This window comes from Azospirillum sp. UENF 312511 (genome assembly GCF_058780635.1).
The window spans coordinates 2,384,989-2,407,381 of sequence record NZ_JBSNCG010000003.1 but is presented as its reverse complement, the minus strand read 5'-3'; the positions used below and the strand labels follow the sequence as shown (position 1 = coordinate 2,407,381).

Sequence of the window (22,393 nt, the reverse complement as noted above, 5' to 3'; positions counted from 1 at the left end):
AAACCTACCACAACTTCCCGCCCCGGTCGAATCCAGAGAAGGACCTAGTTGATCGCCGTGCTCTGCTTGCCGCGGTAGTTCTTCAGGAACTTCTGGAACACGTCCACCTCGGCGACGCGGGAGCGGACGGTGTTGACGTCGATCAGGCCCAGCGCCTGCTCCGGCCGGGTCAGCACGCGGAAGGCGTCGGCGTCGGGACCGTTGGTCATCGCCGAACCGAACTCCTTGCGCAGCAAGTTCAGGTTCGTGCCGTCGCCCGCCAAGGCCAGCGCCACCGCCCGGTTCAGGACGAGTTGCGAGGTCGCCGGGTTGATCGGCTGGGTCGGCGGCGGCGGCGCGCCGATCAGCTTGTTCAGCGCAAAGGCCGCAGCCTCCCATTTCTGGGCGCGCCATGCGATGTCCACCCGCAGCGAGTTGGCCGGCTTGCTGTCGTCCTCGGAGAGCAGCAGCAGCGCCTCGTCGCCGCGGCCCAGCTCGGCCAGCGCCTTGGCCTGCATCAGGCGGCGCTCGCCAATCAGGTCCGCCGGCAGGTTCGGCACGTTGGACAGCTCCAGCGCGCGCAACGCGTCTTCCGGCTTGTTGTCGAGCAGGCGGACGGAGGCGAGCCGCGTGCCGACGCGCGCCTTGTCCTCGCCGGACAGGCGGTATTCCACCTGATGCTGCAACAGGTCGGCGGCGCGGTTCAGCAGGTCCACCGAGATCAGACGTTCGGCGAGCTGCCGGATCACCTCGTCGCCCGCCTCGCCCACCGGGGTCAGCTCGCGGAACTGGTCGTAGAGCTGGAGCGCCTCAATGGTCGGCAGCTTCTGCGCCCCGTCCTTGTAGAGGTCGGCGAAGATGCGCGACATCTCGCGGGTGATCTCCTCCGCCCGCGGCGTGTCGGCGACCAGCGCGGCGGTCTCCTTCATGGCGTTGAAGCCGTCGGCGTACTGGCCGGCGGCGATCAGCACCTCGCCCATGCGCTGGCGAATCTGCATCTCCAGCTCGTCGCCGCGCCACGTGAAGGTCAGCCCGGCCAGCCGCTCCGCCGCGGCGGGCGGCGACATGCGGCCTTCCGCCAGTTGCAGGTTGACCAGCGCCAGCCCGGCCTTGGCCCGGTAGTAGCGATCGAGGCTGTTGTAGGAGGCGGTTAGCTGCTCCAGCGCCCGCTCCGGCTCGTTGGTCTGGGCATAGTAGAGGCCGCGGAGATACTGGACGTCGGGCCGCTCCTCGGCGTCCGTGCCGCCGCGCTCGACAATGCGGTCGAGCAGCCGCTTGGCGAAGGGCGCGTCGCCGGTCTTCAGCGCGGCCTCGGCGGCGCGGGTCGCCAGCTTGGTCAGGATCGGGTCGGGGTAGGAATTCAGGATCGGCGCCGCCGCCTTGAAGCCGGCCTGGGCCGCCGGCCAGTCGTTGCGGTCCGCCGCGATGGCGGCGCGCCACAGCGCGGCCTCGCCGTTGTTGGCGAGGTTCGGATGGGCGAAATCCTCCGCGGCGGCGTCGGTGTTTCCGGCCAGGAAACGCGCGGCCCCGCGCAGGGCGCGGAATTCCGGCCAGCCTTCCAGGTCGGGCTGGGCCTCCTGCAGCACATCCATCATGCCGATGGCCTCCTGCCCGAAGCCGTTCGCCAGATAGAAGCGGGCAAGGTCGAGTTGGGCGCGGGGGCGTTCGGAATCCGGCGCGTTGACGATGTTGAGCTGAAGGTTCTGCCGCGCCTCGGTGTAATGGTCGAGGTCGCCCTTCTTCCAGGCCGGCAGGTCGAACAGGCGGCGTCCGGAGGGCACCGGCTTCGGGTCGGTGGGCGGCGTCAGCGTGTTGGAGGCGCCGCCGGGGGACGGCGTCGGCGGAAGCGACGCCGTCTGCGCCGTGGCCGGGCGGCTCCCGGCGTCGGCCATGGGCGACAGATGCAGCCCCCCCGCCGCCGTCACCTCCACCCCCTCCTTGACCGGGCGCACGGTGATGGCGTCGGCGATGGGCCGCACGACGACGCCCTGGTAGCTGGGCAGCAGTTCCAGATCGGCGTAACGGTGCGATTCGGGAATGGCGTTGCCGGGAACCGGCAGCGGGACGACCTGGAGACGGTCGCCGACGTCGGGGTCGGACAGCGTCACCACGGTCGCCGCGTCCGCGGCGCGCACCAGCAGACGGGCGCCCAGCAGGAAATCCGGTTCCGGGTCGATCTTCAGCTCGAAGGGCGGCGTACCGGTCAGGCGGCTGGTCGGCGTGATCTTCCAGCTCGTCCCCTGCCGTTCGATCTTCGGCCAGACCAGCGGCCCGATCCGGGTGCGGAAGGCACTGCCCCCGGTGGCCGGCACCGGCTCGATCGCCCCGACCGTCCCGGCGCCGGCACCGATGGCCTTGCCGGCACCGATGGGCAGGGGCTTGTCGAACACGATGTAGAGATGCCCGGCGCGCGGGTAGACGGCGATGGACGCCGGGCCACCCGCGTCAAAGACCAGCGTCGGCCCCTGCGGCTCGGCCTTCGCCGGATCGGCTTTGGCGGCTTCGGGCTTCGCGGGCGCGGGGGCCGCCGCGACCTCCTTCGGCGGAGGAGGCGCGGCCGCCGGTCTGGCAGGAGCCGGGGGTGTAACCGCAGGCAATGGCGCTGCGGCTTTGGCCGAGGGCGGGCGGACGGTGGTCGTGGTGGCGCCGGGCGGGGCCGCATTCGCGGCGTCGCTCGTCGGCAGACCGGCGCGCGTGCCCGGATTCTGCACGTCGATCACCACGGACCGGCCCGACTTGCTGTCCTTGATCTCGGCGTCCTGCGGCACCGCGAAGGTGAAGGCCAGCGCGCCGTTGGCCTGCCGGAACTGCTCGACGTTCTGGATGTTGCGCAGCGTCGCCTTGGCCACCGGCGCCAGATCGGCGGTGCCGTTGCGGTCGAACAGCAGCGTGGCCGAGGCACCGTCGCGGCGCAGCGTGTAATTGGCGCCCTCCGGCCAGGTGAAGGACAGGCGGCTTTGTTCCGGCGTGTCGGCCGCGCTGACCGTCACCCGTCCCGCGGAGCGCGCCGGAGCGGGTGCGGCCGGTGTCTCGGCCTTTGCCGCGGGAGTTGGAGCGGGGGCCTGGGCCGGCGTCTGGCTCTGGGTCGGCGTCTGGTTCTGGACCGGCGCCTCCGCGGCGGGAGTGAGGTCAAGCGCCACGGCGTTGCCGTTGCGGAAGCTCTTCAGCGTCACCGGCCGCTTCAGGTCGAAGGTCACCGTCTTGCCGTCGCCGCCGATCCTCACGCCGGACAGATAGCCGGGCAAGGCTGCCACGGTGCGATCCAGAGCGGCGTTGATCGGCTCGTCGAAGCGGACGACCAGCGTGTTGCCCTCCACCGACGCGCTGTAGCCGGTCTGGCGCGGCCAGTCGAAAACCATGCGCCCGAAGGTCTTGTGGGTGGCGGCGCGCACCGGAACGTCGACGGCCCAGGCAGCTGGGATGGCAGCGAGCAGAGCCGTGGCGGCCACGAAGCCGCTCAGCCAGCGCCGGTATGCCCTGCCCCGCCCCATCCGTTTCACTCCTCCGGCTCCGCATCGGTGGCCGCCCCGGACACCGGCGGCCCCGCCGTCTCCTCACGCACCACCACATCGACCCGCGCCCCGCCGGGCACCGGATCGATGCCGGGCGCTTCGCTCATCAGGCTGCGCGCCACGAGGTCGCGCTTGTAGCCCGTCTCGCGCAACAGCGCCGCAACGGCAACCGCGCGCGTCAGGGCGCGTTCCCAGGCCAGCCCCGCGGACTGGTCCTCCCGCTCGGCGTGGCCGACCACCTCGATCCGGTTGCCGATCCGGCCCACCGCCGCGCCCAGCAGATACAGCACGCGCCGCCCCTGGTCGGTGAAGCTGCCGCCGGTCGGGTCGAACATCACATGGGCCGGCAGGCCGATCACCACGCGGTCGTCCTCCCGCCGCACCTCCACTGCCGCCAGATCCTCGTTGGCCGCGGTCTGGGTACGAAGCAGGGCGCTGAGATAATCCAGATTGATCGCCGAATATGACTCCACCGTGGCGGCGTTGAAGGCGGCCTTCGGCTCGGGCGGCGTCGCGGAGGGCGTCACCGCGGTCGAGCGGGCAGACGACAGCGACTTGACCAGCCCGGTCCAGCGCTGCGCCTCCGGCTCGCTCATCGAATACATCAGCACGAAGAAGGCGAGCAGCAGCGACATCAGGTCGGTGAAGCTGATCAGCCAGATCGTCCGGTTGTGGCCGCCGCTCTTGTCCTCGGCCTTGGGCAGTTTGGGGAGGCGGATCATCGGCGCCCTCCCCCTGGCGCATCGTCCATGGCGCGCAAGCTGAACAGCAGGCGGACGGCGCCCGGCGCACCGCGCTCGATGCCCACCGTCACCGCGTCCGACGGCGCCCCGTCGGCGATCAACAGCCGGGCCAGCGCACCCGCCCGCACGACCGGGCCGGGCGGCTGGCTGGGGCCGCCCGCGGCACCGATGGACAGAAGCGCGTCCAGCTCGATCCGCTCGCCGGGCCGGTTCTGCAACAGCGCGTCAGCCACCCGGTCGATCAGGCCGATGCGGTCCGGGCGCAGGTCGGCCGTGCCGGGCAGGAACAGCTCGTCGGCGGGCAGGCGCACCTCCAGCAGGCGGCCCGGCGTCACGCTGTCCACCTTCGCCACGGCGACGGCAGTGGCGAACAGATTGCCCAGACCGTCCAGCCGCTGCACGGCGAAGACGGTGCCGGCGCGCGAGGCCAGCGGGTCGGCCGGCTCGCGCAGGCGGGGGTCGATGTAGAAGGCGGGGAAGCTGCGCTCCAGCGACACCAGGACCGTGCGCACCCGCTGGGCGGTCTGCACGGACTGGGCGTTCAGCACGATGAAGAAGACGAGCAGCAGCAGGAACAGCGACAGCAGAAGCACGATGCTTCCGTTGTTCGGGTTCGGCCGGCTGCCCGACAGGTCCGGCTTCCTGTGGCCGGGCGCAGCCATGGGATTAATCGAAGCTCGCCAGCAGGCGGTCGATCTCGTCCTGGTCCATGGCGGCGCTGGTCATTTGCGGCCCGTGCAGCAGCCCGGCCTCCGGGTCGTCCGCCGGGCGGTCGGTGGCGAAGTTCGGCAACGGATCGGTGTGGACCTCCGCCGCGGCAACTGCGGCGGCGGCGGGGCGGGTGTAGTTCTGCCGCACCTCGTCGCCGAAGGCCGCGACGATCATATCCACCTTCGATTCGATGTGCTTGAGCGTGCGCACCACCTTGGAGATGCGCTGGCCGGTGATGTCCTGGAAGTTGCAGGCCTCGAAGATCTTGGTCACCTGCTCGGTCAGCTTCGCGGAGTTCCCCGGATCGATCTGGCCGGAGATGCCGGTGATGACGTCGCAGGCGTCGAAGATGGCGAAGGTGGCCTGCTCCGTGGCGCCGACGACGGCGTCCAGCTCATCGGTGGCGTTGGGAATGTGCTGGTCGCGGATTTCCGCGGGCTGGAGCGCCGCCAGCTCCTGCTTGGCGCTCTCGATGAAGCGGGCGAGGTCCACCACTTCCTTGTAGAGGCGCAGGTCGGTGGCGGAGATGTCGCCGTCCATGCTGCCGAGGATGGAGCGGACGATGTCCGTCACCTCCTCGCGGCTCAGCGGCTGGGCCGCTTCGGCATGGGCGGCGTCGAGCTGCTGGCGCAGAAGCTTCTGGTCGGCGAGCGAGGAGGAAACGGGCGGGGCCATGTGCGTTCCGATGTGAGCGTTCCGTGGTCTTGTCCGGCCTGCGTGCGATCGGGTGCGTCGGCCGGCCCGGACGCAGACGCCGGAAGCGGGTTCGACCCTACCTCGCGTCCTCGCACGGCCGCCGCCGACTCGGAGCCTCGTCAGCCTTTCCAACCCTAATTTCGCTCGGTTAACACGCCGTTAAGCGCCTGAAACGTCGCAACGCAAAGACGGGATAGAATCGCGCTTCCGGAAAGAAAGTGGAAGCGTTCTTCTGCGCCCGCGTGCCTTCGACCAACGCTCGCCACTGTCGAACTTCAAAGAAAGCTGCGGCAATTTGTTTCAATCGGAGTCCGCAAACGGACAAAGGGCCGCCTTGAGGGCGGCCCTTCTTCACCGTTGCACCGTGCGACTGTTCCGTCAGGCTGGTGCGCCAATGAAACAGTCAGGGGTCAAACAGTTACGCTAAAACAGTCCCGACGGTCAGCTCCCGCTGCTCCGCCCGCCACCATGGCTGTGTTCGCCGCCCTTGCGGCCCGCTTCCGATGCGCGCTCCGGATCGTTCTTGAAGTTGCCGCCCGACGCCTGACCACCCTTGTGGCCGGCTTCCGACGCACGCTCCGGGTCGTTCTTGAAGTTGCCGCCGGAAACCTGACCACCCTTGTGGCCGGCTTCGGAGGCGCGCTCCGGATCGTTCTTGAAGTTGCCGCCGGAAACCTGGCCGCCCTTGTGGCCGGCTTCCGCCGCACGTTCCGGATCGTTCTTGAAGTTGCCGCCGGAATGCTGACCGCCCGAGCTACGGCCCTGGTTCTGGTCGTTCATCTTGTCTCCTTCCTTCTTGTTGTTGGGCAAACTTGCGTTGCCCGAACACGCCGGAGCCAACATGAACCGAAGCCGACCGTCGCGGGCCTTCTACCATCCTGACAGTACGTGTACGTATATTCAGTAGATGTGGCACGGGGGGCGGGTATGACCAACCGCACGGTCATACCCGACTTGCCGTCATCGCAATCGAAGGGCGTATTCAGTTCTTCGGTGCCGCGGGCACACCGCGCCGCTCGATGAGCGCGGAGGTCAGTTCCTTGGCCTTCAGAGGGTCCATCGCGGCCAGGATCGGCGCCGTCTTGGTTTCCTTCATCTTCTCCACCACCCCCAGCAGGACGGGCATGTCCAGCTCCTCGAAAATGCGGGCGGCTTCCTTGGGCTTCATCGTCTCGTAGATCTTCACGAGGCTTTCGAGCTGAGCGGTCTGCTTCTCGTCGCCCTGGCGCATCAGCTTCTGGATGTCGGTGCGGACCTTCTCCATCTCCTGCACCTTCTGGTCGATGCGCTTCTCGGCGGCGGTCAGCAGCGCTTCACGCTGCTCCAGCTCCTTGGTGCGGCGCTCGATCTCGGCGCGGCGCTCGGCGAAATGCTGGAGAAGCTCCTCGTTCTTCACCGGGCCGAGGGCGGCGTTGTCCGGCGGCGTCGGGTTGGGCGGCGCGCCGTTGCTCGACCCGCCCTGGGCCGGTTCGGGCGAGGGCTTGGCGCCGTTGGCGGCAAGCTGCATCGGAGCCGCCGGAACGGCGCTCTGCCCCTGGGCGAGGGTCGCCGGGAACTCCGGCAGGCGGGCGTCGCGCGTGGTGATCCGCCACAGGTCGCCGACGCGCACCCCCAGCATCAGGACGGCGACGAAGATGGTCAGGGGCAGGATGCGGAACCGCCACGCCTTCATCTTCTCGCGCATCCGCTCCGACAATGGACGTCGCGGGACGGCGGGCTTGCGCTTGGCCTTGGCCTTCACCTTGGCCTTCGGCTTTGCTTTGGCGGCGGCTTGGGCCGCGGCCTGAGCGGCGCCTTGAGCGGTCGGCTGGCCGGCGACGCTCTGGCTGGTGCGGACGCCGGTCGGGGTGGCCCCGGCGGGGCGGATCACAACCTTCGGCTCCCCGCCTTGCGCGGCGGGGGCGCCCTTCGCGGTGGTGGTGGCGTCGCTCATCCGACCCCCTTGCCGGCGTTCTCGATGGCTTGCAGAAGTTCACGTTCGGCGCGGGACAGGCTCTCGCCCTCCCGCAAGATGGGATCGGGCGCGGGCGCCGGACGGCGCACCGATGGATCGGCCCGCAGCGGGTCGGCGCGCAGCGGCTCGTTCCGGAAGGCGGCGGAGCGCAGCGGCGGCAGGTCGTCGTGGTCGTCGTGGTCGCTATGCCCGTCGTGAAGATCGTGGCCGTGAAGATCGAGATCATCGGGATCGAGATCGTCGTGACCATGATCGTCCTCGACGATCGGACGCGGGGCGACGGGCGGGCGCGAGGCGACGGGCGGACGGGTGGCCAAGCCCGGGCGCGCCGCTGGACGCGCCGCGGGGCCCGGCTTCGGACGCTCCCCGCCGACGTTGCCCAGCCGGTTCGCCATGGCGTCGGCGGCCTCGATCATGAATTCCAGCTCGTCGCGCAGGGTCTGCGCCTTCGCGACCGTGCGCTGCAGATCGTCGCCGGTTTCGTGGGCCGTCTTCTTCAGACCGCGCACGCCGGTTTCGGCGCGCGACATGGCCTCGTTCAGGCCGCGCACCAGCTCGGCCATCTCGCCGCGGCTCTCGCGCAGCTTGATGATCTGCCGGTTGAGGATGATCGCGTAGGCGATGGTCGCGGCGAGCAGCCCCACCATCACCAGATCGAGGACGAGCGTGAGGGTCGGGCTCATAGCCGCATGACCTCCTGCTTGGGCAGCTCCCGCTCGATCCGCACGGCGATGTGCCCACCCTTGCGGCCCATGCGGCCTTGGAACATGGAAACGTCGCCGCAGCGCAGCTCGATGGTGCCGTCCGGCGTGGCGTTCAAAAGGATTCGCGTGCCGACGCGCCAGTTCAGCACGTCGTGCAGGGTCATCGTCACCTCGTCCAGCACCGCGGAGATGTCCACGTCGGTGACCAGCAGCTCCGAGGCGAGGTGGGTTTCCCAGATCGAGTCGCGGCCGAACTTCTCACCCATGAACATCTGGAGCAGAAGCTCGCGCACCGGCTCCAGCGTCGCGTAGGGGATCATCAGCTCCAGGCGGCCGCCGCGATCCTCCATGTCGATGCGCAGCTTGACCAGCACCGCCGCGTTGGCCGGGCGCGCGATGGTCGCGAAGCGCGGGTTGGTCTCCAGCCGGTCGAAGCGGAAGGTGACGGGCGACAGCGGGTCGAAGGCGGCGGACAGGTCGGACAGCACCACATGGACCATGCGCTCCACGAGGTTGCGCTCGATGGTCGTGTAGGGGCGGCCTTCGATGCGCATCGCCGCGGTGCCGCGCCGCCCGCCCAGCAGCACGTCCACGATGGAGTAGATCAGCGCCGAGTCCACGACCATCAGGCCGTAGTTGTCCCACTCCTCCGCCTTGAAGACGGACAGCATCGCCGGCAGCGGAATCGAGTTCAGATAGTCGCCGAAGCGCACCGAGGAAATCTGGTCGAGGCTGACCTCGACGTTGTCGGAGGTGAAGTTGCGCAAGGACGTGGACATCATGCGGACGAGGCGGTCGAAGACCACCTCCAGCATGGGCAGGCGTTCGTAGTTGACCAGCGCCGAGTTGACCAGCGCCATGATGCCGGAGTTGTCGCCGTCCCCGGCCCCGCCCTGGTCGAAGCCGAGCAGGCTGTCGATCTCGTCCTGGTTGAGGACGCGGGTCGAACCGCCGCCGCCCATGTCCGCCATGTCGCCCATATCGCCGCCGTCTTCGGCGAGGGCGGCCCATTCGGCGGCAAGGCGTTCTTCTTCGCTCAGTTCCTCGGTGTTGCTCATGGCCCGTTTCCGCCGCCCCTACTGGACCAGCATTTCCTTGAACAGAACGTCCTTGACCTTCACCGGATGGGCGGACGCGGTGATCCGCATCAGCAGTTCCTGGCGCAGGCGGTACATGCCCGCCGACCCCTTCAGATCCTCCAGCCGCAGTTCGCGCAGATAGACCTGGAAGTTGTCGATGATGCGCGGCAGCACATGCTCGATCGCCGGTATGTCCTCGCCCTTCGCGAGTTGGATCGATATCTTGATCTTCAGGAAGGCCGGCCGCTTGCCGCTGCTGTTCAGGTTCACCAGCATGTCCGGCAGGTCGTAGAAGACCGGGGCCGCGTGGGGATCGGGCTGCGCCGGCTCCGCCGGCACCTCCGCATGCTCCTCCTTCTTGCCGAGCAGCGAGTCGAGCAGGCCGCTGAAATACACGCCCGCCCCGGCGCCGATCAGCAGCACCAGCGGCAGGATGACGAACAGAACCAGCTTCTTGCCGCTGAATTTCTTGCGCGGCAGGCCATCGGTCGGAACGTCGTCTTCAGCGTGCGCGGTCATGGAATCCTAAGCGCGAGCGGTGGCGGAGCGTGGCCTTACCAGCCCAGCAACCCTATCTTTCGGATAGTTAACAAAGCCTTTCAGGCATGGCCCGGGGCTGTGACAGAAGCGCAACCACAGACAGCGGCACGGTTCTTGAGTGGGGCATCGCCGGAGATCTCCGTCAACCGAGGAGCGAACGCCCGAACCACGCCCGCCATCCCCGTCCGCACCACCCTGCCCCGCCCCACCTGCCGTTGCCGGTCCGCCTGCTTCCGGCGGATGAGGCCTCCGTGACCCCGCGCGCCGTCCGCGCCGCGGCAACGGGACGCTTTTGCCCGGCGTCGGGCGGCAGCCCTTGCCAACCCACCGGCAGTTCTTGCCCGGCAGGCGCTTCCCCAACGGCGGCAACGCCCGTCATCGCCGTCTTTCCGGCTCTCTCCGGCGCTGGCACGCGTCGTGCATAGCCATTTGCGCCGGTCGGGACGCTCCCCCGGTCCGAATGGAAAGAGGCCGCCGATGGAAAACCCGATCTACGTGTCCCTGTCGCGCCAGATGACCCTGCGCCGCCAGCTGGACGTGATCTCGAACAACATCGCGAACATGAACACCACGGGCTTCAAGCAGCAGCGCATGCTGTTCACGGAGTTCCTGGAGCGTCCGGGCATGCACGAGCAGATCAGCTTCGTGCAGGACCGCGCCGTGGTGCGCGACCTCTCGGCCGGCGGGATGATGCAGACCGGCAATTCGCTGGACCTGGCACTGACCGGCCACGGCTATTTCACCGTCGATACGGCGAGCGGCCCCCGCTACACCCGCGCCGGCAACTTCCGCCTGAACGACCAGCGCCAGATCGTCGACGGCGGCGGCCTGCCGGTCCTGGGCGACAACGGCCAGCCGCTGGCCATCCCGAACGGCACCAGGGACATCATGGTGTCCGGCGACGGCACCGTCTCCACCGAGCTGGGTCAGGTGGGCCGGCTGAACATCGTCACCTTCCGCAACGAGCAACTGATGACCGAGGTCGGGGCCGGCCTCTACGTCAGCGACGAGGAGCCGCAGGCGGCCCCCGCCGACACGAAGGTGGCACAGGGAATGCTAGAGAATTCGAACGTGAAGCCGGTGGTCGAGATGACGGCGCTGATCGAGATCCAGCGCCAGTACCAGTCCAACCAGAAGCTGATCGAGAACGAGCACGAGCGCATCCGCAGCGCCATCCAGAAGCTGGGCCGCACGGCCTGATCGACCGCGTTTAAGGAGTAAGGACCATGCGCAGCCTCGCCATCGGCGCCACCGGCATGATCGCCCAGCAGCTGAACGTCGAAACCATCTCGAACAACATCGCCAACGCGACGACGACCGGCTTCAAGAAGCAGCGGGCCGAATTCCAGGACCTGCTGTATCAGAACTTCCGCCGCATCGGCTCCACCTCGTCGGACGCCGGCACCATCGTGCCGACCGGCGTGCAGGTGGGTGCCGGCGTGCGCGTCGCCGCGGTGGCCCGCGTGCTGGAGCAGGGCAACCTGACCGTCACCGACAACAAGCTGGACGTCGCCATCAACGGCTCCGGCTATTTCCAGGTGCAGCTCCCCAGCGGCGACACGGCCTACACCCGCGCCGGCAACTTCAAGCTGTCGCCGGAGGGCATCATCGTCACCGCCGACGGCTATCCGGTGCAGCCGGCCATCACCATCCCGGCGGAAGCCGTGGACGTCGCCATCAACGCCTCGGGCGAGGTGATGGTGAAGCTGGACGGCCAGGTGGCGCAGCAGAATGTCGGCCAGCTCCAGCTCGCCACCTTCGCCAACGCGGCCGGCCTGGAAGCCGTCGGCGACAACCTGTTCCTGCAGACCGGCGCCTCGGGCGAGGCGGTCAATGGCAACCCTGGCGCTCCCGGCTTCGGCCGCGTGGTGCAGGGCGCGCTGGAGACCTCCAACGTCAACATCGTGCAGGAGATCACCACCCTGATCTCGGCCCAGCGCGCCTACGAGATGAACTCCAAGGTCATCAAGACCACCGACGAGATGATGCAGCAGGCCTCGCAGCTCCGCTGATGTCGGCACCGTCGTAAGGCCCGTTTTTGCAAGGAACTCCCGCCATGCCCCGCCCCGCCCTCCGCATCCTCGGCACCGCCCTTCTCGCCGCCGCCCTTGCCGGCGGCCCGACGGTCTTTGCCCAGACGGCCCTTGCCCAGGCGATGGACGACGGCGCGATCGGGGTGGCGGCGCAGGTGGTCGTCTACAGCCCTGCCCATGTCGAGGCGGTGCTGTCAGACGCGCTGTCCCGCCAGATCACCACGGGCCGGCTGCAGATGGAGCTGGACAACCGGGCGGTGGAGCTGCGCGCGCCGGCGGGCGCCGGCAGTCTGACGGTGGAGAACCTCTACTACAACCCGGTGCAGGGCCGCTTCGCCGCGGAGATGATCGTGGCCGACACCCGCCCGGTCGTGCGCCTTCCGGTGTCGGGCCGCGCCTATGGCGTGGTGCAGGTGCCGGTGCTGTCGCGGCGCATCGCGCCCGGCGACGTGATCGGCCCCGGCGACGTGGATTGGCAGGACGTGCGCGCCGACCTCGCCGGCAGCGACATCGCCGCCACCGACGCCCAGCTCATCGGCCTGACGCCGCGGCGCGGCGTCCCGGTGAACCAGCCGGTCCGGCTGCGCGACCTGCAGTCGCCGCGGGTCGTGGACAAGGGCTCGCTCGTCACCATCACGCTGGCCACCGAGAACCTGACCCTGTCGGCCCAGGGCAAGGCCCTGCAGGACGGCGGCCGGGGCGACGTGATCCGCGTCATCAACACCCAGTCGAACCGCATCCTCGAGGCGACCGTCGCCGGCCCCAGCATCGTCGCCGTGGCAAAGCCCGGCTTCATCGCGAAGTAAGGAGAAAGCTCCATGTGCGCCCTCAAGATCCCCACCCCCACGAACACCGCCCGCACGGCTTTCCGCTTCGCTCTGCTCGCCGTCGCCGCCGCCGGCCTCCCCGCCTGCAACGCCATGTCGCGCGTGGCGGACATCGGCTCCGCTCCCGAACTCACCAAGATCAAGGACCCGCAGGCCCAGCCCGGCTACCAGCCCGTCAGCCTGCCGATGCCCACCCCGCTGCCGACGGAGCGCAACCCGAACTCGCTGTGGCGGACCGGCGCCAAGGCCTTCTTCAAGGACCAGCGCGCGGCCAAGGTCGGCGACCTGCTGACCGTTGACATCCAGATCAACGACCAGGCGCAGATCAACAACCAGACCACCCGCAGCCGCAACAACACTGAGCAGGCCGGCATGCCGAGCCTCTTCGGCTTCGAGGGCCAGGCGCTGCAGCGCGTGCTGCCCGACGGGGCGAACGCCGGCAGTCTACTCAACGTCGGCAGCTCGACCTCCAACGACGGCAAGGGCGCCGTCAACCGCAAGGAGCAGATCACCCTGAAGGTGGCCGCCCTGGTCACCCAGTCCCTGCCCAACGGCAACATGGTCATCCAGGGCCGGCAGGAGGTGCGGGTGAACTACGAGGTGCGCGACCTGATCATCACCGGCGTGATCCGGCCCGAGGACATCACCGCGCAGAACACCATCAGCTACGAGAAGGTCGCCGAGGCCCGCATCTCCTACGGCGGACGCGGCCAGATCACCGACGTGCAGCAGCCGCGCTACGGCCAGCAGCTCTTCGACATCATCATGCCCTTCTGATCTCGGGACGTTCGGGAACACAGGGCCGAACAGACAGGAAAATCAATGCGAAGGGGGCATCGCCCCCCTTCGGACGTGCTGCAAGGCGCCGCAACGGGAAGCCCGGCGCTTCCGCCGCGCCCTATGCATCGACAACCATCCCACGCGGCATGGACACGACGCGGAAGCGGCTCCATGTCCGCTGGCGCGAGCATGGACGGGAAGTTTATGCCGCCCGGCGCCTTTTGCCGCGCCGTTCGCTGCCCGCCCCGAGCTTGTCGTTTCGATGTTCGTGCCGATGCCCTGAGGCGCGCCGGCAAGCTGACGGCATCAGCATGGTGCGCGGGAAGGTTGGGCTATCCGCTCCGACGCTGTCACGACACGATTCGCTGCACGGGCGGACAGGTCTCCGGACATCCTCTCGCCCCTGCACCTCGCCCACATCGGAGATCACAAGGCTCCGATGATTGAGCGCCGACGTGTCTCGTACTCCTGCTCGGTGATGAGCCCCTTGTCGAAGAGCGACTGCAGATCGCGGAGGCGAGATTCAGCGGATTTGGGCGCCCCGGGCGCCGTGGTCGACGACAAGGCTGATGGGGCTTGATCCGCCGTGTCCTTTGGCGGAAGGCAACGGACTCGAACCTCCTTACGGTTAAAGCCCGCATCCTCGGAGAGCGTCGCGTAACCGCCGGGACACATCTTCTGTGCCCTGGTGTGGCACACCGAGAACGAAACGGCAGCGCCACACTCGATCATCCAAACGCGCTCACCCTCTGTGTCGGTGATCGGGATGGCCCGTGTGCAGGCCCCAAGCCCCAGCACCAGAACAGCAACGAAAACTTTTCTCATCCCAGCTTCCCTGGAGTGCCGAAGAAACCGGCCCCGGAGACAACGGCGTGTTGCCTCGGGGCATTGGGCTTCATGGACTGGATCGACGACACCCGTTCATGCAGATCGACAGGAACCCTGTGCATGGCGGGATGGCTGGGTGACAGATGGTTGCGAAGCGCCTGGATGAGCCGTGTTGGCCTGATCGCTTCCGTTTTCCTGGTGCGCAAGCCGTAACCAGCGGCGCCAAACCGGACAAGCGAGGCCACCACCCCTCATAAACCCTCCCCACACCCGCCCATGAGCGCTCGCCGCCGAGCACCACCGAAGCGAGTGTGCGAAGGAAATCTAAAGAGTTTGTAACCAACGGCACTGTGTTGAGGCGCCACGATGCCGCGAGGTTCCGGGGAAGTTCATCGTGCAGCGCCGACGCGCCCCGGGATTGCGCGATACGGCAGCGCCCCACCGGAGCGCGCCGTTGACCGTCACCCGTTCCGGGCCAGAAGCGCCTCGTAGCGCCGGACGGTTTCCCGCATCTCCTCAAGGATCTGGCGCTGCTCCTCGTTCGCCGCCCGGATGCGCTCCGCGTCGGCGCGCGCTTGTTCGGCATGAAGCCGAGCCTCCTCGGCGAAACGCCGGATGTCCTCGTGGAGCAGCCGCGCCTGTTCTTCGGCGCGCCGCGCCTCTTCCGCCGCGAGCCTGGCCATCTCGGCGGACCGGCGAAGGTCTTCGTCCTGGATGCGGGCGTCCTCGGCCTCCTGCCGCTGCGCCTCGCCGGTGATTCGCCCCTCTTCCGCTATAAGCCGTGCGCCTTCCGTTTCGACGTGGCGCTGGAACATCGCGGAGCGTTCCTGTTCGGCCTCCTCCCGCATCCGTTCCGCCCCGGCGCGCGCCTCTTCGGCCCGGCCGCGCCTTGTCTCGCTGCGCCGACGCCAGTCTTCCGCATCAGCGTCCCGCGTCACAGTGTGGTTCACCGGATGGCGTGCCTGGGTCATGGGGCTTCCCTTTCAACAGGCGGTGAGAACCCTCCAACGCCTTCTCAGCGGAGCGCAAGCGCTCATGGGATCGATCCAGGAGACGCTTCCTGCGTGTCTGCGTCTCACCGACCAAGGCCCGCAATGTCTCGATCCGCTTCAGAACGTCCATTTCACCCTCAACAGGCCGTTCTGGCAACCCGCACCATGGGTTTATGGACAGCCACCCCGGGGGACGCGGCTAGGCGCGCGAAAGCGCCACGCCGAAGGGTGAGGCGGTCATCGGAAGACGTTCTTCGTTCGGGGATGGAGAGCGACAGGGAGTGGCAAGCCGTTTCCCGGGCTGGCCGGGACCGGTCGGGGCCGGTAGTTTGACGGCTCATTGCAGCGGGCTCGCGGCCGGCCCGAGCGAACCAAGCTCCGACAGAGGGGCGGGCCGCCCCTTCTTCAGATCACCGCCGGGACCTCGCCACGAGGCCCTTCGTTGCGGGGATCGATCGCCGGCACACCGTTCCCCTCACGGACAAAAGCCCCCGCCGGGATCGGAGGAGGCTTTTGTCCAAGGCGCGGCCAGTGACGCGAACAGCCGCCGCGTCAGTCGTCGCGCTGGGTGCGTTCCATACGCTCGTGCCGCTCCTGGGCTTCCAGGCTCAGCGTCGCGATGGGACGGGCGTCGAGGCGGCGGACGGAGATGGGCTCCCCCGTTTCCTCGCAATAGCCGTAGGACCCATCCTGCAACCGCTCCAGCGCCGCGTCGATCTTGGAGATCAGCTTGCGCTCGCGGTCGCGGGTGCGGAGTTCCAGCGCCCGGTCGGTTTCCGCCGACGCGCGGTCGGCGATGTCCGGTTCCTGGATGCCGCCTTCCTGAAGGCTGCTCAGGGTCTCGCTGGATTCAGCCAGCAGCTCCGCGCGCCAGCGCAGCAGCTTCTGGCGGAAATATTCCCGCATCACGGGATTCATGAACTCCTCGTCTTCCGACGGGGTGTAGTTCTTAGGCAGAAGCGGAGACGACATCCGAGAGCATCCAACGCAAAAGGGTGATCCGGGCGGCGCGGAGTATAGGTAGGCGCATCGGCAACCGCAACCCTGCGCTTCGCCTATCGAAGCGCGAACAAGCCCTTGGAGAAGCAAAGTTTTGTGAAAGGCTCGGCGATGGCCGTACGGCCGATGCCGAAAAGCCGGTCCTAGGGCCGGAAACCGCGCTCAGGGGGTGAGCTTCGCCAGCTCGACCTGGGCGCGCAGGTCGATCTGGTCAAGGATGTCGGCCAGCCGCGGATCGTCCACATGGACGCGGCGCGACTGCACCACCTTCACGAGGTCCATCAGCTTCTGCGCCGAAAGCGTGCCGGCCAGAAGCCCGTGCTGGATCTCCTCCAGCTTGTCGAGCATCTCCTCGGCGCGCATCTTGCCACGCGACGCGCGGGCCGTGGCGTCGTCCACCTCCTGCAACGCCAGCACGCTGGCGATGCCGGCCAGCGGCGCCGCGGCATGGACGCCCTGGGCGGTGTTGGTCTCGCCGACGAGCTGCTTGGAGAAGGACGCACCGGACGAGCCTTCGGCCTTCCCCGTGCGCCGGACCGAGCTGCTGCCGCGAAGTTTTCCGGGGCCTTCGACTTTCATGTTCCGTGCAACCGGTTTCGGAAAAGCGCGATACTCTAGATGGAAGCACCTTAACATCCGGTCAAGGTTTGCCGCAATCGGGCAAAAATTGCCCCGCTTCCGTGACATAAAGCGGTCGGACACGGTGCCAATTTCCGGCCTTTTCATCCAGCGCGGCCGCTTCCCCTTGCCGATCCTGCCCTTCGCCTGCCATCGGCGGCTCTGGCACGCCGTTTGTATAGGAAGGGACAGCCGTTGAGGAGTGTCCCCGCCATGACCGCCACCGCCCTGACCCGCGCCACCATGCCGCGCACCGCCGTCCTGCTCCGCGCGGTCGCGTTGCTGGCGGCACTCGCCGCGGCGCTGCTCGCGCTGTCGGCTCCGGCCTCGGCCTCCTCGGCGCGGATCAAGGACGTGGTGGACGTCGAGGGCGTGCGCGACAACATGCTGATCGGCTACGGCCTGGTGGTCGGCCTGAACGGCACGGGCGACAGCCTGAACAACTCGCCCTTCACCGAGCAGAGCCTCGTCGGCATGCTGGAGCGCATGGGCGTCAACACCCGCGGCACCAACCTGCGCACCAAGAACGTGGCGGCGGTGATGGTGACGGCGACCCTGCCGCCCTACTCCGCCCAGGGCACGCGCATCGACGCCACCGTGTCGGCGATGGGCGATTCGAAGAGCCTGCTCGGCGGCACGCTGCTGGTCACCCCGCTGCTGGGCGCCGACGGCGAGGTCTACGCCGTGGCCCAGGGGCCGATCGCGGTGTCCGGCTTCTCCGCCCAGGGCCAGGGGGCCAGCGTGACCCGCGGCGTCCCCACCTCGGGGCGCATCTCCTCGGGCGCCATCGTCGAGCGCGAGATCCAGTTCTCGCTGGCCGAGCTGCCGGTGCTGCGCCTGTCGCTGCGCAACCCGGACTTCACCACTGCCCAGCGCGTGGCGACCGCCATCAACATCCAGCTCCGCGGCAATCGGGCGCAGGCCACCGACCCCTCCTCGGTCCTGCTGAGCGTGCCGGAGGCCCGGCGCGGCGACATCGTCGGCCTGATCACCGAGATCGAGCAGCTCCGCGTCACCCCCGATCAGGTCGCCCGCGTGGTGGTGGACGAGAAATCCGGCGTGATCGTGATGGGCGAGAACGTCCGCATCTCCACCGTCGCCATCGCCCAGGGCAACCTGACGATCCGCGTCACCGAGACGCCGCAGGTCAGCCAGCCCGGCCCCTTCAGCCAGGGCCAGACCGCCGTGGTGCCGCGCACCGACATCCAGGTGGACGACCAGTCCAACAACCGCCTCGCCGTGATGAATTCCGGGGTGACGCTCCAGGAGTTGGTACAATCCTTGAATGCGCTTGGCGTGGGGCCCCGGGACATGATCGCCATCCTTCAGTCGATCAAGGCCGCCGGAGCCCTGCAGGCGGAGATCGAGGTGATCTGATGGATACGACGCTTTCCCTTCCCGGCCTTCCGCCCCCGCGCCTGCCCGCGGCCGCCGAGCGCGCCCAGAACGGTGCGCAGTCCGGCGCCCAGGCGAGCTTCCGGACGGCGGTGCGGAGCGATCTGGTCGATCCCAAAAGCGCGGAGAGCAAGGTGGACCCGGCGATCCGCGCCAAGATCCGCCAGTCCGCGAACGAGTTCGAGAGCGTCTTCGTCTCCCAGATGCTGGGCCACATGTTCGACGGGATCGAAGTGGACCAGACCTTCGGCGGCGGCCACGCCGAGGAGATGTTCCGCTCCATGCTGACCAACGAATACGGCAAGCAGATGTCCCGCAGCGGCGGGTTCGGCATTGCCGATCAGGTTTACCGCGAGCTTCTGCGCGCACAGGAGGGCACCCATGGATAAGGTCGACGTCCGTTTCCCGCAGCCGTCCAAGGCTCCCGCCGCCAATCTGCCCAAGAACGCGGAGGAGCGTGCCGCCGCTCTGGTCGAGCTGATGAACCGGCTGAGCGCCCATCTGGCGCGCGAGACCGAGGCGGTGATGCGGCACTGCACCAGCGCCGAGCTGGCCCGGCTGGGACGCGAGAAGCAGCCGATGATGCTGGTCTATGAAGAGGTGTCGCGCCTGCTGCGCGTGGACCGCGAGGGCATGGCCGCCCTGCCCGACGAGGCCAAGGCCCAGCTGCGCGAGGCCACGCGCGGCCTGTACGAGGCGTCCGCCGCCAACGCCGACGCGCTCCGCCGCAACAGCGCGGCGCAGAAGATCCTGGTGGACACCGTGGTCGGCGCCATCAACCGCGCCCGGCAGACCACCACCCCCGCCTACGGCACCGCCCCGGTTCCGCCCCGCGCGACCTACGTCACGCCGAGCCATGGGCCGTCCACCTCCGCCACCCTCAACACCCGTCTCTGACACCTCTCCCGGCGTCACCGAAATCCGCAGCATGGGCCGTCCGACCGGGCGGCCCTTCGCCGTTGCCGGGTCCGGCAAGAAGCGCCGGTCACCCGGCGGATTTTGCCGCCCGGCGGACGGAACTGCCGGGCGCGGGATGACGGTCGGACGCGTCGGCGCCGGCCTGAAACTGGCCCGTTAGTTGCTTCTGGATGGGGTGCACCTGTCCGCTTCGGGGAACCCGTTCCATGGCCATCCAAACGAACACCGCGCCCTCCGCGTTCGAAAGCCTGGTCAGGGGCCAGACCTCCTCCAGCCAGAACACGGCTCCGCGAAGCGACAAGTTCGCCTCGATGATGGACCGGCTGATCAGCGAGGCCGCCACCCGCAAGCGCGATCAGGTCCAGGCGGAGAGCGCGGCCCAGGACCGGCGCAACGCCGCGGCAAGCGCAGCCGACCAGGCCGCCGCCGATCGGGCCGCCGCCCGCAAGGCCGCGGAGCGCGGTCCGCCGGCCCGTCCCGACCCCATACGCGCGGAGCCCGCCAAGCCGCGCCAGGCCTCCGAAGCGACGACCCAGGCCGAGTCCCGCGCCGCCCGCAAGGACGAGACTCAGCGCGCCGCCGACCGCAAGGACGCCCGCGCGTCCGACGCGGCCAAGGCTGGCGACTCCGCCCACGCGACGCGCACCGAACGGCGCGAGGCCGCCGCGGCCAACCACGCCGCGGCCAAGGATGCGAAGGCCGCCAGCGCCAAGACCGCGCAGGAAGACGCCGCCAAGCCGGCGCCCACCGGCGCCGCCGCTCTCGCCGACACGGCAGAGGAGGTCCCCTCGGACGAAGCCGGCAGCGCACTGGGCGATGGCACCATGCAGGACGGTGCCGGCGATCAGGCCGCGGAGGATGGGAACGGCGACGCCGTGATCCTCGACCTGACCGTCACCGTGACTGAGACCACCGTGGAGTTGGTCACCGCCGACCGATCCGCCACCCTGACCGACATGGAGGCCGCCCTCTCGCTGGCCGTCGCCCAGGTTGCCGTCGGCACGCCGGACGGCGCGGAGGCCGACAAGGCGACCGGGGATGGCGCGGTCGAGCCGGCAGCCCCGGTCGAGGCCACGCCGCCCGGCAGCCCGACTCCGGACGGCGAAAAGGTCCCTTCCGCCCCTGACGCCGCCGCGGAGGCCGCGTTGGCCGCCGCCCTGGCGGCCGCCGGCGCTCCTCATCCGGACGGCAAGACCAAGGCCGCCGACGAATCGGTGAAGGCCGCGGGCACGGCCAAGCCGGCCGCGGAAGCGTCTCCGGCGCTGGCGGGAGCCGCGCCGGTGCCGGCCGCTCCGACCGACGGCCCGCAGATCGAGGTGCCTGCGCCCCACGCCGAGGCCAGGGACGCCGCCACCAAGGACAAGCCGGCGAAGGCCACCGACGCGCCGTCCCCCGGCGCCCTGCCCCCCGGTGCCCTGTCCATCGCCGACCTGCCGAACGACGACGGCGCGCCGCTGCCGCAATCCCTGACCGATCTCGCCGCGGCCAAGGCCAAGGGCGCAAACCGGACCGGGGCGGACGGCGATGCCGGGGCCAACGCCGGCAACCGCGGCACCCAGGACCCGAGCGGCAACGCCGGCTTGACGCAACCGCCGGCGCCCCAGGCACCGGTTGCCGACCCGGCAAAGCCTGCCGGGCAAAGCGCGTTCCTGACCGCCGCCGCTGCGGCGGCCGCCGCGGACACGCCGCCGCCGACCGACGGCGCGTCCCACCCCGCAACACCCACCCACCCGGTCTTCGCCGGGATCGAGGGGGTGCACACGGCGAGCGGCGTGGAAACGGGTCTGACCACCGCCCAGCTTCGCCCGTCCCGCGGGTCCGCCGGCCTGCCGATGGGCGTGCAGGATCAGGTGGCCGTCCACATCAGCAAGAACGTGTCGGACGGCAACGACCAGTTCACCATCAACCTGCGCCCCGCCGAGCTGGGCCGCATCGACATCAAGTTGGAAATCGGCCAGGACGGGCGGGTCACCGCGTCGGTCGCCGTGGAGAAGGCCCAGACGCTCGAACTGCTGCAGCGCGACAGCCGCAATCTGGAACGCGCCTTGCAAGACGCCGGACTGAAGGCGGACAGCAACAGCCTCAACTTCAGCCTGCGCGGCGAAGGCGGCCAGTCGTTCCAGGACTCGGGACGGCAAGGCGGCTCGGGACGGCGGGGCCGCGGCCTCGGCGGCGGCGGAGAGGTGGAGGATGCGCAGGCCGCCTACACCCTGACGCTGGCCCCGGGCCGCGTCGACATCCAAGCCTGATTCAGACCAGCTGCAGCCATTCCAGCGAAGGACGACGACCATGGCCACCACCAACACCGACTACGGCAGCAGCTGGAACACCAACCAGACCAAGACGAAGACCGACACCTCCACCAAGACCACCAAGACGGCCGACGAGCAGAAGCTCGACACCGCGGTGAAAGGGCTGGGCGACAATTTCGAGCATTTCCTGAAGCTGCTGACCACGCAGATGCAGAACCAGGACCCGCTGAAGCCCATGGACACGAACGACATGACCAAGCAGCTGGTCGATTTCGCGAACGTGGAGCAGAACATCGGAACCAACAGCCGCCTGGACAAGCTGCTGAAGCTGCAGAACGCCTCCACCAACTCGACCAACCTCGCCTATCTGGGCCGCACGGTCACCTTCGAGGGCGACAGCTTCGACTACACCCAGGGCATGACGGCGGCGCCGCTGGCCTATGAACTGGAGAAGTCCGCCAAGTCGGTGCGCGTGGACATCCTGGACAGCAAGAACCGCATCGTCCGGTCGATGACCGGCGAGACCACCGCCGGCATCAAGCATGTCGTGAACTGGGACTTCAAGGACGATGGCGGCAACGCCGTCCAGCCGGGCCAGTACCGCCTGAACATCGCCCCGGTGTCCGAGAAGAAGGACGACATCATCAAGGCGACCCCCTTCACCTTCGGCACGGTCAACGGCATCGGGTCCAACAAGGACGGCGAAACGGTGATGTCCGTCGGCAGCCTCGAGGTTCCGCTGTCCAAGCTTTCCAAGGTGTACTGAGGGTCTCGTCCTCACCTTCACAGGCGTCGTCCAGACGCATGGGAAAAGGCATGGGCATGGGTCCGGA

General features: G+C 68.8%; 22 protein-coding genes. 9 read left to right on the top strand and 13 right to left on the bottom strand.

Going from position 1 to position 22,393, the window contains the following annotated elements; translation table 11 throughout:
* Positions 1-44: 44 nt before the first annotated feature.
* From ACWPN7_RS22785 to ACWPN7_RS22745, 9 genes are all read right to left on the bottom strand, one after another.
* A complete protein-coding gene (locus ACWPN7_RS22785) occupies positions 45-3,470 on the bottom strand; it encodes a tetratricopeptide repeat protein (protein WP_459196419.1) in 3,426 nt (1,141 codons plus the stop codon).
* A gap of 5 nt (positions 3,471-3,475) precedes the next feature.
* Complete coding sequence (locus ACWPN7_RS22780; protein ID WP_035674985.1) at positions 3,476-4,213, bottom strand: flagellar motor protein MotB; 738 nt, start codon at positions 4,211-4,213, stop codon at positions 3,476-3,478.
* Positions 4,210-4,896: a hypothetical protein gene (locus tag ACWPN7_RS22775; protein WP_247881623.1), complete on the bottom strand. Its 687-nt coding sequence runs from the start codon at positions 4,894-4,896 to the stop codon at positions 4,210-4,212. Before ACWPN7_RS22775 ends, ACWPN7_RS22780 begins: the two co-directional genes overlap by 4 nt.
* A 4-nt stretch (positions 4,897-4,900) precedes the next feature.
* Positions 4,901-5,620 carry a protein phosphatase CheZ gene (locus ACWPN7_RS22770; protein ID WP_492273448.1) on the bottom strand — a complete coding sequence of 240 codons (720 nt, stop codon included), beginning with the start codon at positions 5,618-5,620 and terminating at the stop codon, positions 4,901-4,903.
* A 462-nt stretch (positions 5,621-6,082) separates the two neighbouring features.
* Positions 6,083-6,421, bottom strand: coding sequence for a con-10 family general stress protein (locus ACWPN7_RS22765; RefSeq protein ID WP_038530663.1), 339 nt, complete (start codon positions 6,419-6,421; stop codon positions 6,083-6,085).
* Positions 6,422-6,623: 202 nt separating this feature from the next.
* Positions 6,624-7,574 (bottom strand): MotE family protein, encoded by a 951-nt coding sequence (locus ACWPN7_RS22760; RefSeq protein WP_459196418.1) that lies wholly within the window; start codon positions 7,572-7,574, stop codon positions 6,624-6,626.
* The gene (locus tag ACWPN7_RS22755) at positions 7,571-8,278 is read right to left on the bottom strand and encodes a DUF6468 domain-containing protein (protein WP_137103277.1); all 708 of its coding nucleotides are present in this window, start codon (positions 8,276-8,278) and stop codon (positions 7,571-7,573) included. Before ACWPN7_RS22755 ends, ACWPN7_RS22760 begins: the two co-directional genes overlap by 4 nt.
* Complete coding sequence (gene fliM, locus ACWPN7_RS22750) at positions 8,275-9,357, bottom strand: flagellar motor switch protein FliM (protein WP_035674995.1); 1,083 nt, start codon at positions 9,355-9,357, stop codon at positions 8,275-8,277. The genes ACWPN7_RS22755 and fliM overlap by 4 nt, the downstream gene beginning before the upstream one ends.
* A gap of 18 nt (positions 9,358-9,375) precedes the next feature.
* Entirely contained in the window at positions 9,376-9,897 is a 522-nt protein-coding gene (locus ACWPN7_RS22745) for a flagellar basal body-associated FliL family protein (protein ID WP_035674997.1), read from the bottom strand.
* A 498-nt stretch (positions 9,898-10,395) separates the two neighbouring features.
* Between ACWPN7_RS22745 and flgF the strand changes: the two genes are divergently transcribed.
* Genes flgF through flgH form a run of 4 tightly spaced genes read left to right on the top strand, consistent with a single transcriptional unit; the run spans position 10,396 to position 13,555 of the window.
* Positions 10,396-11,118, top strand: a complete 723-nt coding sequence (gene flgF / locus ACWPN7_RS22740; protein WP_038526860.1) for a flagellar basal-body rod protein FlgF — start codon at positions 10,396-10,398, stop codon at positions 11,116-11,118.
* Between the two features lie 26 nt (positions 11,119-11,144).
* Positions 11,145-11,930, top strand: coding sequence for a flagellar basal-body rod protein FlgG (gene flgG, locus ACWPN7_RS22735; protein WP_038526857.1), 786 nt, complete (start codon positions 11,145-11,147; stop codon positions 11,928-11,930).
* A gap of 44 nt (positions 11,931-11,974) precedes the next feature.
* On the top strand, positions 11,975-12,757 hold the full coding sequence (gene flgA, locus ACWPN7_RS22730) for a flagellar basal body P-ring formation chaperone FlgA (RefSeq protein WP_459196417.1): 783 nt from the start codon (positions 11,975-11,977) through the stop codon (positions 12,755-12,757).
* 12 nt (positions 12,758-12,769) lie between these two features.
* Positions 12,770-13,555: a flagellar basal body L-ring protein FlgH gene (flgH, locus tag ACWPN7_RS22725; RefSeq protein WP_459196416.1), complete on the top strand. Its 786-nt coding sequence runs from the start codon at positions 12,770-12,772 to the stop codon at positions 13,553-13,555.
* Between the two features lie 429 nt (positions 13,556-13,984).
* On the opposite strand, the gene ACWPN7_RS22720 is transcribed toward flgH, so the two are convergent.
* The 4 genes from ACWPN7_RS22720 to ACWPN7_RS22705 form a co-directional block, all read right to left on the bottom strand.
* Positions 13,985-14,383, bottom strand: coding sequence for an SHOCT domain-containing protein (locus ACWPN7_RS22720; protein ID WP_103040024.1), 399 nt, complete (start codon positions 14,381-14,383; stop codon positions 13,985-13,987).
* Between the two features lie 464 nt (positions 14,384-14,847).
* The gene (locus tag ACWPN7_RS22715; RefSeq protein ID WP_051657785.1) at positions 14,848-15,357 is read right to left on the bottom strand and encodes a hypothetical protein; all 510 of its coding nucleotides are present in this window, start codon (positions 15,355-15,357) and stop codon (positions 14,848-14,850) included.
* 573 nt (positions 15,358-15,930) lie between these two features.
* The gene (gene dksA / locus ACWPN7_RS22710) at positions 15,931-16,350 is read right to left on the bottom strand and encodes an RNA polymerase-binding protein DksA (RefSeq protein ID WP_035675009.1); all 420 of its coding nucleotides are present in this window, start codon (positions 16,348-16,350) and stop codon (positions 15,931-15,933) included.
* Between the two features lie 189 nt (positions 16,351-16,539).
* Complete coding sequence (locus tag ACWPN7_RS22705) at positions 16,540-16,956, bottom strand: flagellar assembly protein FliX (RefSeq protein ID WP_038526852.1); 417 nt, start codon at positions 16,954-16,956, stop codon at positions 16,540-16,542.
* A gap of 252 nt (positions 16,957-17,208) precedes the next feature.
* Here ACWPN7_RS22705 and ACWPN7_RS22700 point away from each other — a divergent pair, with 252 nt between their 5' ends.
* From ACWPN7_RS22700 to ACWPN7_RS22680, 5 genes are all read left to right on the top strand, one after another.
* Complete coding sequence (locus ACWPN7_RS22700) at positions 17,209-18,372, top strand: flagellar basal body P-ring protein FlgI (protein WP_081862872.1); 1,164 nt, start codon at positions 17,209-17,211, stop codon at positions 18,370-18,372.
* A complete protein-coding gene (locus ACWPN7_RS22695) occupies positions 18,372-18,779 on the top strand; it encodes a rod-binding protein (RefSeq protein ID WP_103040025.1) in 408 nt (135 codons plus the stop codon). Before ACWPN7_RS22700 ends, ACWPN7_RS22695 begins: the two co-directional genes overlap by 1 nt.
* Positions 18,772-19,287 carry a hypothetical protein gene (locus ACWPN7_RS22690; RefSeq protein WP_035675012.1) on the top strand — a complete coding sequence of 172 codons (516 nt, stop codon included), beginning with the start codon at positions 18,772-18,774 and terminating at the stop codon, positions 19,285-19,287. Before ACWPN7_RS22695 ends, ACWPN7_RS22690 begins: the two co-directional genes overlap by 8 nt.
* Positions 19,288-19,514: 227 nt before the next feature.
* A complete protein-coding gene (locus tag ACWPN7_RS22685) occupies positions 19,515-21,557 on the top strand; it encodes a flagellar hook-length control protein FliK (RefSeq protein WP_149648485.1) in 2,043 nt (680 codons plus the stop codon).
* Positions 21,558-21,597: 40 nt separating this feature from the next.
* Positions 21,598-22,326, top strand: coding sequence for a flagellar hook assembly protein FlgD (locus ACWPN7_RS22680; protein ID WP_038526844.1), 729 nt, complete (start codon positions 21,598-21,600; stop codon positions 22,324-22,326).
* The last annotated feature ends 67 nt before the right edge of the window (positions 22,327-22,393 follow it).

Bases quoted from the DNA above. Each gene is read 5' to 3' on its own strand.
- ACWPN7_RS22785 (WP_459196419.1), bottom strand. From the start codon at position 3,470: ATGGGGCGGGGCAGGGCATACCGGCGCTGGCTGAGCGGCTTCGTGGCC.
- ACWPN7_RS22780 (WP_035674985.1), bottom strand. From the start codon at position 4,213: ATGATCCGCCTCCCCAAACTGCCCAAGGCCGAGGACAAGAGCGGCGGC.
- ACWPN7_RS22775 (WP_247881623.1), bottom strand. From the start codon at position 4,896: ATGGCTGCGCCCGGCCACAGGAAGCCGGACCTGTCGGGCAGCCGGCCG.
- ACWPN7_RS22770 (WP_492273448.1), bottom strand. From the start codon at position 5,620: ATGGCCCCGCCCGTTTCCTCCTCGCTCGCCGACCAGAAGCTTCTGCGC.
- ACWPN7_RS22765 (WP_038530663.1), bottom strand. From the start codon at position 6,421: ATGAACGACCAGAACCAGGGCCGTAGCTCGGGCGGTCAGCATTCCGGC.
- ACWPN7_RS22760 (WP_459196418.1), bottom strand. From the start codon at position 7,574: ATGAGCGACGCCACCACCACCGCGAAGGGCGCCCCCGCCGCGCAAGGC.
- ACWPN7_RS22755 (WP_137103277.1), bottom strand. From the start codon at position 8,278: ATGAGCCCGACCCTCACGCTCGTCCTCGATCTGGTGATGGTGGGGCTG.
- fliM (WP_035674995.1), bottom strand. From the start codon at position 9,357: ATGAGCAACACCGAGGAACTGAGCGAAGAAGAACGCCTTGCCGCCGAA.
- ACWPN7_RS22745 (WP_035674997.1), bottom strand. From the start codon at position 9,897: ATGACCGCGCACGCTGAAGACGACGTTCCGACCGATGGCCTGCCGCGC.
- flgF (WP_038526860.1), top strand. From the start codon at position 10,396: ATGGAAAACCCGATCTACGTGTCCCTGTCGCGCCAGATGACCCTGCGC.
- flgG (WP_038526857.1), top strand. From the start codon at position 11,145: ATGCGCAGCCTCGCCATCGGCGCCACCGGCATGATCGCCCAGCAGCTG.
- flgA (WP_459196417.1), top strand. From the start codon at position 11,975: ATGCCCCGCCCCGCCCTCCGCATCCTCGGCACCGCCCTTCTCGCCGCC.
- flgH (WP_459196416.1), top strand. From the start codon at position 12,770: ATGTGCGCCCTCAAGATCCCCACCCCCACGAACACCGCCCGCACGGCT.
- ACWPN7_RS22720 (WP_103040024.1), bottom strand. From the start codon at position 14,383: ATGAGAAAAGTTTTCGTTGCTGTTCTGGTGCTGGGGCTTGGGGCCTGC.
- ACWPN7_RS22715 (WP_051657785.1), bottom strand. From the start codon at position 15,357: ATGACCCAGGCACGCCATCCGGTGAACCACACTGTGACGCGGGACGCT.
- dksA (WP_035675009.1), bottom strand. From the start codon at position 16,350: ATGTCGTCTCCGCTTCTGCCTAAGAACTACACCCCGTCGGAAGACGAG.
- ACWPN7_RS22705 (WP_038526852.1), bottom strand. From the start codon at position 16,956: ATGAAAGTCGAAGGCCCCGGAAAACTTCGCGGCAGCAGCTCGGTCCGG.
- ACWPN7_RS22700 (WP_081862872.1), top strand. From the start codon at position 17,209: ATGACCGCCACCGCCCTGACCCGCGCCACCATGCCGCGCACCGCCGTC.
- ACWPN7_RS22695 (WP_103040025.1), top strand. From the start codon at position 18,372: ATGGATACGACGCTTTCCCTTCCCGGCCTTCCGCCCCCGCGCCTGCCC.
- ACWPN7_RS22690 (WP_035675012.1), top strand. From the start codon at position 18,772: ATGGATAAGGTCGACGTCCGTTTCCCGCAGCCGTCCAAGGCTCCCGCC.
- ACWPN7_RS22685 (WP_149648485.1), top strand. From the start codon at position 19,515: ATGGCCATCCAAACGAACACCGCGCCCTCCGCGTTCGAAAGCCTGGTC.
- ACWPN7_RS22680 (WP_038526844.1), top strand. From the start codon at position 21,598: ATGGCCACCACCAACACCGACTACGGCAGCAGCTGGAACACCAACCAG.